10 protein-coding genes are annotated in these 13,851 nt (G+C 43.8%); 2 read left to right on the forward strand and 8 right to left on the reverse strand.

Translation table 11 applies throughout. The features are described 5' to 3' along the window. Positions 1–29: 29 nt before the first annotated feature. From BUA96_RS03035 to BUA96_RS03045, 3 genes are read right to left on the reverse strand one after another with little or no spacing between them, the layout of a single operon-like run. Entirely contained in the window at positions 30–2,621 is a 2,592-nt protein-coding gene (locus tag BUA96_RS03035) for an alpha/beta hydrolase family protein (RefSeq protein ID WP_072980200.1), read from the reverse strand. Further along, complete coding sequence (locus tag BUA96_RS03040; RefSeq protein ID WP_072980202.1) at positions 2,621–4,018, reverse strand: RagB/SusD family nutrient uptake outer membrane protein; 1,398 nt, start codon at positions 4,016–4,018, stop codon at positions 2,621–2,623. The genes BUA96_RS03035 and BUA96_RS03040 overlap by 1 nt, the downstream gene beginning before the upstream one ends. 10 nt (positions 4,019–4,028) lie before the next feature. Continuing rightward, positions 4,029–7,019 (reverse strand): SusC/RagA family TonB-linked outer membrane protein, encoded by a 2,991-nt coding sequence (locus BUA96_RS03045; RefSeq protein ID WP_072980204.1) that lies wholly within the window; start codon positions 7,017–7,019, stop codon positions 4,029–4,031. Between the two features lie 1,512 nt (positions 7,020–8,531). On the opposite strand from BUA96_RS03045, the gene BUA96_RS03050 reads away from it, so the two are divergent. Next, the gene (locus BUA96_RS03050; protein ID WP_072980206.1) at positions 8,532–9,014 is read left to right on the forward strand and encodes a helix-turn-helix domain-containing protein; all 483 of its coding nucleotides are present in this window, start codon (positions 8,532–8,534) and stop codon (positions 9,012–9,014) included. Between the two features lie 263 nt (positions 9,015–9,277). Here BUA96_RS03050 and BUA96_RS03055 read toward each other — a convergent pair whose 3' ends face one another. The 5 genes from BUA96_RS03055 to BUA96_RS03075 form a co-directional block, all read right to left on the reverse strand. Continuing rightward, complete coding sequence (locus tag BUA96_RS03055) at positions 9,278–9,472, reverse strand: hypothetical protein (RefSeq protein ID WP_072980210.1); 195 nt, start codon at positions 9,470–9,472, stop codon at positions 9,278–9,280. 2,494 nt (positions 9,473–11,966) lie between these two features. After that, positions 11,967–12,173 (reverse strand): hypothetical protein, encoded by a 207-nt coding sequence (locus BUA96_RS03060; RefSeq protein WP_072980212.1) that lies wholly within the window; start codon positions 12,171–12,173, stop codon positions 11,967–11,969. Beyond that, positions 12,163–12,342 (reverse strand): hypothetical protein, encoded by a 180-nt coding sequence (locus BUA96_RS03065; protein WP_233430601.1) that lies wholly within the window; start codon positions 12,340–12,342, stop codon positions 12,163–12,165. The genes BUA96_RS03060 and BUA96_RS03065 overlap by 11 nt, the downstream gene beginning before the upstream one ends. Position 12,343: 1 nt before the next feature. Then, positions 12,344–12,802, reverse strand: coding sequence for a DUF5675 family protein (locus BUA96_RS03070; RefSeq protein WP_072980216.1), 459 nt, complete (start codon positions 12,800–12,802; stop codon positions 12,344–12,346). 1 nt (position 12,803) lies between these two features. Next, positions 12,804–13,562: a hypothetical protein gene (locus BUA96_RS03075; protein WP_072980218.1), complete on the reverse strand. Its 759-nt coding sequence runs from the start codon at positions 13,560–13,562 to the stop codon at positions 12,804–12,806. Between the two features lie 62 nt (positions 13,563–13,624). Between BUA96_RS03075 and BUA96_RS17235 the strand changes: the two genes are divergently transcribed. Further along, on the forward strand, positions 13,625–13,762 hold the full coding sequence (locus BUA96_RS17235; RefSeq protein WP_164916951.1) for a hypothetical protein: 138 nt from the start codon (positions 13,625–13,627) through the stop codon (positions 13,760–13,762). The last annotated feature ends 89 nt before the right edge of the window (positions 13,763–13,851 follow it).

Raw genomic sequence — 13,851 nt, forward strand, 5'->3', positions numbered from 1 at the left:
GAGAACCCGCACCATGTGCGGGTTCTATTTTAATAGGCATTTGCTTTCATCCACAGAGGTTTTTGATCCCCATTAAGATAATGCTCAAACCATGCTAAAATACGATCATTTACGTCCTGTATCGCCTTAAGATTTGAAAAGGCATGACCCTGATCCGGGTAAAGCAATAAGGTTGATTCTTTACCGGCGCGCTTTAATCCTAGATATAAGGCTATTGATTGGTTGCGATTCACATGATAATCTTCTTTACCGGCATAAAGGAGTAGTGGCGTGTTCACTTGATCTACTTTCCAAATGGGACTGTTATCCATATAAGCCTGCTGGTTTTCATAATACGGGCCTTGCATACGTCCCTGGTAATTTTCCAGATGATAAAATTTAGTATTACCCACCCCGTCAACAGTGGTGTATTTTCGTGTCAGATCACTAAGTCCACCACCGGAGACTGCAGCAGCATATCGTCCCCCGGACCCAACTATATAATTAACCTCAAAACCTCCAAAGGAATAGCCATTGAGGCCTATTCGCTTAGAATCGATAGCGGTGTTATTAAGAACTTCTTTCAAAATCAAATCAATGCTTTGTTTTGAGGATTCACCGGGTTGGTTAGACTTATACGTTAAGTCGGGACACAGCACGAAATATCCCTCGCTCCGTAGCCGCGTATAATTTATCCCCTTACGGTCTCCAAGAAAAGGAACGGAGTAGTGATGTATGGCACCTGCATTTTGCTCATACAAATCAATAATCATAGGATAGGACTTTGACGCATCGTAAGCAAAAGGGTATAAAAGTGTAGCCTGTAACCCGTCCATTTGTTTTTCATTATCTAGCTGCAGCAACTCGGCTTTTCCGGTAGTGAAGCGCGTATAGTGTCTATTGGACTGATAGCCCCGTTTGAGTGTTGTGTTAGCCCTATTCCAGAACATGACCCGTGGCGGCAGATCTTGATTTTCCTCCAGATAGTATAACCCATTTTCTGTTATTTTCGGACTGTAATGCCGTGAAGCCTTAAAAGCGATATTTTTTAGTTTTCCGTTGGCATAACATGCAAAACCACTCCTGTATGTCTCATCACTACTTTTTAAATACAGGGGCTTTTCTAAATCTAAAACGTCAGGGGTAAATAATGAAGTACCTTCCCAATCCTGTAAGATTTTAGGTTCGGTTATCAATCGGTAAGTTCGACCTTGTTCTCGCCCCTGAGTCAGGCGCTTGGCTTGAAGTTTAATTAAATCCACCTGCCAGATATCAAACTGATCGTAAACCAATAGTTGCGTACCGGTTTTATCAAAACCTGCCAAGCCATAGGGGAAAGGAAAGACACTTTGTGAGGGATCTGCAGTAGACAGGGGTGTTGGGATGTAGACGGAAAGGTCTATCTCCACCTTCCTTTGGATATCATAAATCAGCCACCTTCCGTTTTTGTAATAATACATAAAACGTCCGTGGGGTTCTATTCCGGTATAGGATGTGATCCCTTCAATTTTAGAGGCGCCGTAGATGGAATCACCGGTCATTGTGCTTCGCAATTGAATATCGGCATCATTTATAAGTTTAATTCTAGGATGGTAGGGCTTGGAATGGGTAAGTAAGATCAGGCTATCATTGGCGGTAAGGTAACTGGTCTGCCAAAGTGAATCGGTTAGCTGTTGATACCCATTGGTTTTCAGATTCCAAACCCCATAATCAGCCGTGTTGATATGGGCTTCCACATATCGAGGGTTCATAACTTCATACACATCCTTACTGCGATAAATCTCTACACCGGACCCCCAGGCTAATGTCCGTCTTGGTATGCTTTGTATTCGAAAAAACAGGCAATCACCGGTTTTGGAGAACGTGAAAGGCTTATGCGTAAAGGGTTTGTTTACCTGTTTGTCCGCCGGAAATTCAGCGCGGTTGGTGGCATTAAAGGCCATCAAGGTTTTATCGCCTAGGTTATAGCAAAAGAGTTCCGGTTCCTTAGTCCCCTGTGGAGTATAATACCATGCAATTTTACTAGAATCGGGATTCCAGATCAATCTGTTGTGTGTTCCGGGTTCTAACTTAAGCGGTATCGGTTTTCGTGTTCCTGTTTCAAGATCATAAACTTCAAGTCTGGGAGCGCTTGTATCCTGTAGCGCGTAAACCACCTGAGTTTTCTGGGCGTTTAAAGCGTAATCCTCTAGGTCCGTTAGATCTTGTTGTCTCCCGTTATTTAGATTCAGAAGCTTTAGGTCAATTGTTCCACTCCTGCTTTCAAGTAGTAGCATATGTAGATCAGGAATATACGTATAGGCGCTATACCCTTCAAAATGGTTTTGGGTATCCTCTAGTAAATTCACGATTCCAATACCGGTTTGGCTCTTGTAGAAACACCAATTTTCATCGAGCGTTACGCTTTGGATATTAGTAAACGCATATTGTTTGTCACCAGACAGTGAACGGATCTCGGTGGTATCCTGTAGGTTTTCATAATCTTTGTAAAGTTCCATCCAAGTTCCCTTCGGGGAAGTGCTCCGCAGTTTTAGTGAATACCAAAGCTTATAGTCATCTAGATCAGGTAGTTTCTTAGATTGGGCATAGGGAATTCCTATGCCCACAACAAATAGTATAAGGGTGGTCAATAATCTAAACATCAGTATCCGGGATTTTGGGGGAGCAAGTTTGGATTAGCACCTAATTCGGTTTCAGGAATAGGAAGCAGGTAGCTTTGGGCACCCCAACCGGGTTTGCTTTCTTGAAGTACGGTCTCCGCTTTATCCCATCGTTTTAAGTCAAACCAGCGATGCCCAAACTCGGTAAAGAGTTCTGCCCGGCGTTCCGATAAAATCAGGTTTTCAAGTTCTTCTGAAGTCGCAGCATTTAAAGATGACAAGCCTGCCCGTAGGCGTATGGCATTGAGATCAGCAAGAGCTTGGGGAATCCGGTTCAGCCTCCAGGCTGTCTCTGCCCGTATCAGATAAAGTTCTCCAAGTCTTAAGACTTTACTGTACTCCAGTGAGGAGGCAGTACTAAGTTCTTCCCGGTATTTAATGGGAAAGTAGGCCGTGATACCATTCTGGGTGATGCTATCGATCCAGCTTTCTATTCGTAAATCTCCCGGTTCAAAACTAGTTACAAAGTCAGGATTAAAAGCGGCATAATTACTGCCAAGCACGCTTAATATAAAATTGCGTCCTTCGAGCGTATTCGCTCCTGCATTCTGAGGCATAAATTGCCAGAGGGTATTTTTGCTCTCTTTTAAAAAAAGTTGATCTAAGGGAATATCCAAAGTATACAACTCAGACTCTAATACTTCCCCGGCTTTATCATAGGCTTTTTGCCATTCGCCTTGATAGAGGTAAACCCGAGCCAATAGCGCCTTTACCGCAAAGGCATTGGGCCGAGTACGTTCCGCAGAACTGTAACTTTCCGGGATTAAGGCTTCTGCCTGAATAAGATCACGCACTACTTGAGTATAGACTTCATCTACGGGCTTTTTTGAAAGCTCTTGATTTACCCGATAATCGGTGGTGGTGACATAAGGAATAGGTCCAAAGAGATTGGATAAATAAAAATGCATCAACCCACGGATAAAATACGCTTCACCTAGAGGACGCTCAGCGGCGGTTGCATCAAGAGCGTCAGAGCCAGGGATGCCTTTGATAAGTGCATTTGCCGCGTAAATACTGTTATAAGAAGTATTCCAGAAATTGGCTATGGTACGTGTATCGGGGCTTACAGAATGGGTGAAAAAGAAATAGGGATCACTGCTTTGGGATCCAAATTGTTCATAGGTATCGGCATAGAGCGCCAGATTAGAACTGATGCCACTTCTACCACCGCTGAGTATACCCTGATCACGCTGAAGCGCATAGATGTCTGTGAGTGCAGCCTCAGCGGTACGCAGGTCTGTAAATACCGCTTCACCGGTAAGCTGCCCGGGAGGCAGATCTACTTCAATAAACGATTCACAACCTGTCAATATCAGGTTGAGTAGCACCAAAAAGGCGAGAAAAGGTTTTAGGTGGGTATATAGGAGAATAGGTTTCATAATAGTAGTTTTAAAATTGTATTTGAAGGCCAAGGCTGAATTGGCGTAGGAGCGGCAGGTTGGTACTAAATCCGGACTCGGGATCAGCGCCCTCAAAAGGAGTGAATGTCATAAGATTTTGACCTTGAAGAAAAATACTTGCATTCGTAATAGTCTTAGATACTGTAGGAATACGATAGGATAGATAAGCATTTTTTAACCGTACAAAGGAAGCATCCACAAAATTACCGGAGCTGTTTACAAAACGGTTGTATGCGGTAAGGGCGGCTGAATTTCTCCCGGTTGTATAGCGCTGATAGGTAGCCTCATCTCCCGGTTGTTGCCAACGGTCGAGCACAGCTACCGGTTGATTTATCATGGCTCCCGGGATGTTGGTGATGAGCCCGTTTTTATCCTGTCCTACAAATTGCAACAGGAAACTCAGGTTCCAATTTTTATAAGATATTTCGTTACCCAGCCCCCCAAAATACTTCGGATCGTAGGAGCGTATGTACTTTCGGTCTTCGGTGAAACTAATGCTTCCGTCACCATTAAAATCACGGAATTCATAAATACCGGTTTCCGGATTTACCCCTTGAAGTTCATACAATTGTACCAGATTTAAAGATTCGCCAATAACCAACAGATTAGCATTGGTGGAGTTTTCCAACCCCGGGTACGAAAGCAACTCATTTTTAAGTAGACTGAAGTTAAACGTGGTCACCCATCTTAGGTCTTTGCCATCCAAATTCACACTACGCAATTCCAGCTCAAAGCCTCTATTTTCAACTTCGGCGTTAAGATTAGCACGTAAACTGGTAAAGCCGGTTGTGCCCGGCTGAGGTATACCTACTAACTGATTGGAGGAGCGGTTTCGAAAGAGGGCTGCAATTACATAGATCCTGTTATTCAATAAGCCGGTTTCCAGAGCCAGCTCTAGTTTTTTATTGGTTTCCCAACTAAAATTCGGATTGAAAAGCTGCGCCGGAGCAAGACCGTTAAGATCACCATAACTGCGACCACTTAGGGTATAAGCATCTAAATATTCATAGTTGCCTATTTGATCGTTTCCGGTGATTCCATAACTCGCCCTTAGTTTCCCGAAGCTCAATACGTTTTGATTTTTAAATAATGCTTCTTCAGTAAAAATCCACGCTAGACCTGCTGCTCCGAAATTGGCAAAGCGATTGCCGGTTCCAAAGCGGCTACTTCCATCGCGACGCCCGGTAAGGTTAAGCATGTATTTCTTATCCCAGTTTAAATTAACACGACCGAAAAAGGCCTGATAGCGATATTGTGAAGATCCGTTATCCAAAATAGTTGTTGTGGTGGCTGACGCCAGATTATCCAATTCCTGATTACTTGGGAATCCCTGAGCAGATACATAGAATTGTTCTTCCCGTTGCTGTTGTACGGTAACCCCTGCAAGCAGCGATACATCCAGCTTTTTCCATCGATTCTCGTAGGTAAGCTGAGGCTCCACGATCCAGGAATCCCTTGAGGCGGTGTTGCTGTACACCACCGAGTAGCGGCTGTCTCGATTGGCTGCCGGGTTATATCGCGTAGAAGGGAAGAGGCGTTTATCTTCCATCTCGATTTGATTATAACCCAGATTCGCCTTAAAGCTCAGCGCTTTTGTAAGCGCATAGGAAAAAGTCGCATTTGCAATTAAGTTGTTTGATTTATACCGGTAGCTTTCATTTAAAATGGCGGCATAAGGATTCCCCCAAGTGTTGCCTGCCCAGTTGAGACTCCCGTCTTCCGTATACACCTCTGGGGAGTTTGGCGGAATGCGGGTTTGACTGGTAAGATCAGACAAGGGTAATACATTATCCTCACTTACGTAATTCAAGGAAAGATTGACAGCAAATCGATCATCAGCAGACTGGTGATTCATCGCGCTCAACACCGAAGCTTTGGTATAGTCACTGTTTCCTTCAAAAACCGTGTTTTCGGTTCTAAGATTGGCACCTATTAAAAATCGCGTTTGTGCACTACCCGTATTTAATCTTAGGTTTACTTCCTGAAACTGCGCTTGATTGCCCAATAGCTTTTCTTGCCAATCGGTTTCCGGGTTGTCTTCCCAGGTGCCGTTAACATCAAAAGCATTGGAAGGATAAGTGGTGATCTCGTCATTGGCATAAGCTTCTCTGCGCATCTCCAGATACTGTGAGGTATCCATCAGGTCAACAAACTGAGCCACTTCAGCAATTCCCGTCTGCATATTCAGCGATAAGCTGGTTTTACCCCCCTTTCCTTTTTTTGTAGTAATTAAAACTACTCCATTAGCCCCGCGCGAACCATAAATAGCCGTCGCATCGGCATCTTTTAGTATTTCAATACTTGCAATATCAGAAGGACTCAAGGCATTAAGAGGAGAAACGCTACCGGGAATTACCCGAGCATTGTTGGTAGCAATACCCAGAGAATTTCCTGAAAACGGAACCCCATCCACGATATACAGCGGGTCATTGCCCGCGCCTATACTGTTAGTCCCCCGTACCTGAATATCAAAACCCCCACCCGGTACTCCGGTGGTTTGGGTGATATTCACTCCCGCCATCCGACCTTGAAGAGCCGCCAGCGGGTTGGTCACCGGCTGCCGCTCGATCTCTTCGGTGGTCACCCGGGCGATACTGCCCGTTTGCTCTCGGCGTGTGGTATTGTAATACCCGGCGTTGATGGTCACCTCGCCCAGATCGGTGATGTCCTGTTGTAGGGTGATGGTAAATGTGATTTGATTCCCTACCGGTAGGCGTAGCGTTTTAAACCCAAGATAACTGATGCTTAAAGTATCGCTAGGTTGTGCTTGAATACTGAAAGCACCCTGCATATCGGTTTGCGTACCCGTGTTGCTATTTAAAAGGCGTATGCTTACGCCCGGAATGGGATTTTGCTCTGTATCGGTAATGGTACCGAATACTGTTTGTTGGGGCATTGCCCAAAGTAGATTTCCTGTTGCCCAAAATAGGCTAACAAGTATCCACGCAGCCCCCGTAAGGCGCGTAGTCAAAATTTTCATAACTTCGTCGTGTTAAAATGAAACAATAGTTTTAAGCTCACGCCTTCCCCACTGATTCCACTCTCAGGGAAGGCTTTTTTGCTTAACACCCGTATCACTGGGTGTTTCTTACTTTTTCATAGGCATTTTTTTATGGCTAATTCAAATGTTTATGGCTGAACTATTCAAGCCCGTAGTATTAAACGCATGTTCTCCCTCGGTTCAGAATAGGCGCAGGAAGCTCCGAGATTCAGGAGCGGTAGCGACGCGGAGCTGACAAGGCGGTTTTCGCCCTTAAGGCGAAAAATTCCTAAGCGAGGGTGTCCTTTCTTTTGTTACTTTTCTTTGGACAATCAAAGAAAAGTAAGGAACAACCTCTTATTGCTTTCACGTTTCTAGATACGTCATAAACACGATTAAAATTTGCTAATGCACCAGTGCTAATACAAAAACTGTATAAGCCCGTGCTGCATGCACTGCACGCAACCCCAACCCAACTACCGAATACTCTTAGGGAATGACCGGTAACCCACGGGTGCTTTAGCAGGATGATGTGCTCCCGTTAGCACGTATGTCATATGCTATTTAGTTTTAAATTATTAAACAATCTTACTTTTCAATTTGATGGGCTTAACGTCCTGATTTTATAACCTGAAGGGTATAGTTCTCTTTTTCTTCAGTATAGCAGGAAGTTCCCATAACCCTCATCCTCAACCCTTCTCCCAAGGAAGAGGGAGTTTGATTCTAACTGCCTTTAGCTTTAAGATCAAGAAATACTATTCTTTAGCCCTCCCTCGGTTCAGAATAGTCGTAGGAAGCTCCGAGATTCAGGAGCGATAGCGACGCGGAGCTGACCAGGCGGTTTTCGCCCCTAAGGCGAAAAATTCCTAAGCGAGGGGCTCTTTTCTTTTGGTTCGTTTTCTTTGGAGAAGCAAAGAAAATGAACGGAACATGCTATTGAACCATTAACGCTATTCTTTTACCTTAAAACAAAAGAAACAACCAACTGTTTACAAAGTTCAGCGCTCTCAAATTTTATAATACGTTTTTGTATCCTACTTTTAAATCCTTTTAAACATCAAGCCCTTAATACTTGCTTACCTTTGCATTAACTTTTTAGAATGTTTAGTAATCTCGGCAGCTTCTTTGAAGCTCCAACACTTTTGTCGCTGTTCAGGATTATTAACATCAGGCATAGTATTGTAGGGCGTCCATTAGGCACCTATGTCATACTGTTTGGAATTGCGGTGCTAAAGCACCTGATTTAACAATACGCTACAAGGAGCGGTGACCACGATGGTCCAATCTTTAGGGGGAAAGTAAATGAATATAAAAAGCACTAAGGGGTCGATACTACTAGGTTCCGGAATCAAGTAGTATTGGCTTTGCTTAACAAGATACTAGTCTTCTTCTACAGCTGTAAGAAGCGGCTCAGTGCATTAATTATGAAGTAAATATATAATAAATCTAATTAACAACAAATAGTAATTAAAATATATTTTTTGTTGTTATGTAGATTGTTCTATTTGATCTATGTCAAGATATAAAGACGAACTTAATTTGGCTAAGCTGGGAGCCAACCTGACCAAAAGGCGGGAAGGCTTAAGATTATCAGTGGAAGATGTTTCTGAAATGACTGGTTTTTCTGCGCAAACCATTCGCAATATCGAAGCCGGTGAAGAAAGTTCGTTGTCTTATGTGATTGCTATTTGTCAAGCATTAGAGTTACATCCTACTAAAGCATTTGATTTTTCAATTCAATTGAAACCTCGTTTTAAATTATCTGCAGTACGCGCTGAAAAAACCCGACTTACGCAGCGTATTGATGGGTTTGTAGCTAGCGACTATTTTAAGAAAGGCCGCACTGCAAAAGATGTTGTGACCGAGCTAAACGAAGTATATCATATTAAAACGACCACCTCAGCCGTCTCGGTGATCCTTAAACGCAAAGTAGATGAGCAACGCTTAAAAATCACGCAAGATGGGAAACAGCGGATCTATAAAAAGAATTCATGACGTTTCACGAGTCCAAGATAACTACATGCTTGGAACTTCCCTACTTTCTTTTTTTACCTTTTCAAAAAATAACAATAAAGAAACAAGCAATGCCAAACAGAAAACAACGAACAGTGTACAAAAAATAACGAACAAAACTTAATAAACAAGGAGCAACAAACAGGCAACCAAAAAACAACGATGCTAGTCCATCAGTTCCTGCGCTGCCTGTCCCAAGACATGTAAGAATTATATCGCCTACTCTTCTTACAACAGCTTCACAACTAGTCTAAATACCCTAATACCTCTTCGACCTGCAATCCACAATATGCAGCAAACTCATATACGGTAACAAATTGATGTGGCTCCTTTTTATGATAAACTTTAATGTCAGCCAAAAGCTGCCGCCCATAGCGCTCACTTTTTCCGGTGATACACTGTACATCTTTAGGAAATATACACAGGCGTTTGCTTTTCATAATCGATTCAATAGATACGCTAGAACAAACCTCAACAGAAAAAACGACAATATTTCGGTATGCCTTTCGGAGTTCCGATAAAATTTAACAGTAAAACAAAGAATCTGAGACTTCAATAAGACTCATTTTTAATTTGCAACCTCGATTCTTGACATCCGTAAAAACATCCCTCCAAACCTCCCTTCTAAGGGAGGCTTTCCTATACAGCTCCCTTCTCTTGGGGGAGGTGGTCTGGGGTTGAGGGCAGAACTCATGTCAGGTTCGCGCGCTGCCTGTCCCAATGCATATGGGGAATTGCATCGCGTATCTTTTATTCTAAAATAAACCCAAAATAATAGTATCGAGAATCCAGGTTAACAATAAACTCCCTAAATTCATAAACTTCTCGATACACTTGAATCCCTGCTACCGCAGGTTTTCAATCACTCGAAGTGACATTACCTATACCCGAAGGATAGTACAAAATATGATCCCTCGGTTCAGAATAGACGCAGGGCGTTCCGAAGGACAGGAGCGATAGCGACGCGGAACGAACAAGACGGTTTTCGCCAAAGCGAAAAATTCCTAAGCGAGGGGCTCTTTTCTTTTGTTACTTTTCTTTGGAGAAGCAAAGAAAAGTAAGGAACATAGAAAGAAGCATAGTAGAAACAACAAACCCTCCTCCCAGAACGAATCCCGAAAGAAGGGTTTAAACATCAAGAAATCCTACAAATACGATTCCTAGTTAGGGTCTGGTCTTAAATAGGACTCATTTTTTTATTTGCAACCTTAATTCTTGAAATCCGTAAAACATCCCTCCAAACCTCCCTTCTAAGGGAGGCTTTCCTATACACCCCACTTCTTCTGGGAGGAAGGGCTAAGGTTGAGGGCAGAACTCGTACCAGGTTCGTGCGCGATTGCATCGCGTACCTTTTATTCTAAAATAATCCCAAAATAATAGTATAGAGTAGCCTGATTAACCCTAAACTCTCTTACTTCAAAGACTTCTCGATATAATTGAATTCCTGCTCCGCAGGTTTTCAATCACTCGAAGTGACAGGCGTTTACGAAATCCTAGGGATTTGACCCCTTCAAAACCTCCTATTTCAACAGAAGGCGTTCCTTTGAGAAAGACAGACTCCCTTCCTTTGAAGGAAGGGCTGGGGATGGATGTCAACCCAAACGCTCAACACATAACGCTAAAATTGCCGACTGAGACTGCCAACTAATTCCGAATTCATCAGAACCCGGAACTTTGAACATTGACTCTTGAACCTATAAACAAAAAACCCTCCTCCCGGAACGAATTCCGAAAGAAGGGTTTAAACATCAAGAAATTCTACGAATACGATTCCTAGTTAGGGTCTGGCCTAAATAGGACTCATTTTTAATTTGTAACCTTTATTCTTGACATCCGTAAAAACATCCCTCCAAACCTCCCTTCTATGGGAGGCCTTCCTATGCAACTTCCTTCTCTTGTGGGAGGAAGGGCTAAGGTTGAGGGCAGAACTCGTACCAGGTTCGCGCGCGATTGCATCGCGTACCTTATATTCTTAAATAAACCCAAAATAATAGTATCGAGAAGCCTGGTTAATAATGAACTCCTAACTTCATAGACTTCTCGATATAATTGAATCCCAGCTAAGGCTGGTCTTCATACACTCGAAGTGACATTACCTATACCCGAAGGATAGTACAAAATATGATCCCTCGGTTCAGAATAGACGCAGGGCGTTCCGAAGGACAGGAGCGATAGCGACGCGGAACATACAATCTTTTTAAGTAATACCTATGCTGATAGTTTAGCTTCCGTTTGGTCAGTATAGCAACAGTTGTCCGTTAAAAATTCATGAAGCCTTAGAAGTAATTTAGGGAGGCGCTTGCAGTTTTTGCAATAGCAAAAAAACACCTATCCAAAAGGTGTCCTTTCTTTTTTGCATCGCCCAAAAAAGAAACAAAAAAGTCTAGGCTTACATAAGCTTCTCTAAATTTTATGCTCGCTCCACTGCATGCGCTTAACTCGGGCGGCGCACCGTCCTCAAACAGAACCGCCTGCGAACGTTCCGCTCCCTGTAAATTTAACGAGAACCTCTTGATAGGCCGTTTCCTAAATTCAAACTAAAAATAGTATTCCTTAGTTTCCTTTTGGTCAGTATAGCAACAGTTGTCCGTTAAAAATTCATGAAGCCTTGGAAGGAATTTAGGGCAACTGGTGCGGTTTTCGCCCCCAAGGCGAAAAATACCTATCCAAAAGGCGTCGTTTCTTTTGGTTCGTTTTCTTTAGACGAGTAAAGAAAATGAACAAAACACTATTGGTAGTTAAAATCACTCAAACCGACGTTAGGAGGTTCACGAGCTACCGTAAAATAGAAATCACGCGAGTAAAGAAAAGTAAGGAACATGGAAAGAAGCATATCAGAAATAACATATGCCATACAGAAAACAAAAAACCCTCCTCCCGGAACGAATCCCGAAAGAAGGGTTTAAACATCAAGAAATCCTACGAATACGATTCCTAGTTAGGGTTACTTCGATTTAAAAACCACGTTTTCAAACGTTGAAACAGCCATTTTAAAAACAAAGAAACCACAAAGCTCACACAAGCCCCTACTCCTGCAAGGACCACTGCCTCCAGCAGCGTATCCCGTTGAATACTGGGCACGGCTGCGGCCACCGTGCCTCCCAACGTGCCTAGTTTTAAAGAAGCGGTACTAGTGTTCATCTACGTGTTGCTCAGGCTCAGGCAGCTTATCGGCCACCACCGCCTGGCTCACCGCAGTAGCCACGCTACCGGCAACCACCGCATACCCGGCAAGACTCAATACAAAGGCCGGGAGGGTCACAGGTGCAGCAAGTAAAGCCGCACCACCACTGGCCAGTCCAATGCCCACGCTACGAAGTATGCGGAAAAACCGTGGTGTGGGTTTTTGATAACGATCTAAGATATTCATGAGCATTATAGGTTATCGTTAAATATACAGCCTCCTGGTGTTCCTGCGCCTCACGTTGCAGTACCAGTAATCGGGCTAGCGCCCTACGCGAATGCAATCCGCGACCTATGCCACTAAGTTCAGAAACCGGTGCGATACAGCCCTGCAATGCTCCCTGTGCATCATTTGCCGGATGTATTAAGATCCAACTGCGCTTGGGAACATCAACAAGGAGCAGGTGATTCCCAAATTTGCGGGATACTCGAAATTGCACCTCATAACGCCCCTCGGGAATACAAGAAACAGATCTGCGATTCTCACGCCAGGGAAGCTCGATCGTAAAGCACAAAAACCTGCCGTTTACAAAAAGTACGCCGTTGGTACCTGAACGATAGTAACTCCGTTGTAAAACCCACTCCATCTTACGCCGGTTGCGCGACCTGTACCACAGCCATCGCATTAAAGGCCCCATTTTGTAGGGAATACATCGTTCCGTTCACCTCTTGGTAAAACTCAATACTAAGGGCGTGTACCACCTGGAGTGTGCTGCCGGCTGTGAGGCTTACCTCCAGTGTGGTAGCAGCCACCTCGGTATTCTGATACGGCAAAATTCCGGTAGTCACACTTTTAAAGAGCGAAGTCTGCTCTTCAAAATCCAGCTCACTGGCCCCACAACTCAGTTTATAATGCGTAGCTCCCGCGGGTGCCGCGATCTGCACGTGTGGAGTGTAGGCTTCCAGCTCCAGCCCCACCACGCCGGTAGCACGATCATACCCCACACTATAGGGAGCAGACAGGGTGGTGCTCAACGGACTGTTTGCATTAAAATCAAAGCCATTGAGGAGCCCTAAATCCCCCTGGGTCAAATTACGAGCGCCACGGGCAGAAAGCGTATCCGTTTTAATGATTGCCAGCAAAACGGTGGTCAAGCGACTTACCACCTTAGCATCTTTAGCCTGCTGCAGGAGCAGCTGCATCGAGCTACGCAATAATTTACCGCCTTTGCCGGCGCGTCCAAATTCCGCCCCGTTTTCTCGGGTACGTTGAAAAGCAGGATCGGTAGCGATACGCTTTTTATCGATCCCTCCTTTAAAACGAGCCATGTGCCCGTCTCCACTTTTGTAAAAAGCAATATCTCCGATAGTGCCTTTCAACTTGATAATTCCAGCTTGTTTAGCCATAGTAAAAAGGTTTTAGATTAAGCCACAAAGAACTTGGGCAATCAACCTGAATACTAACGGCAGTGTACATTCCTGCCGATTTTGCCGATACTGCCGATGCTGCCGGTAAAAAAGCCTTACCTATAGCCGCCTTACGAGATAAGGTACTTCTAAGTGATTGGTTTTCCTATGCAGCAATTCTGTTTATCTCATTAGTATAAAAATGAAAATACGGAATCAGAAATACAAAATGCATTCGCGCAATGAACTCTCCTTTGCAGTAATTCCGATCCATACCTTAGGTTTTATT

It is taken from the genome of Leeuwenhoekiella palythoae, assembly GCF_900130045.1.
GTDB classification, from domain to species: domain Bacteria; phylum Bacteroidota; class Bacteroidia; order Flavobacteriales; family Flavobacteriaceae; genus Leeuwenhoekiella; species Leeuwenhoekiella palythoae.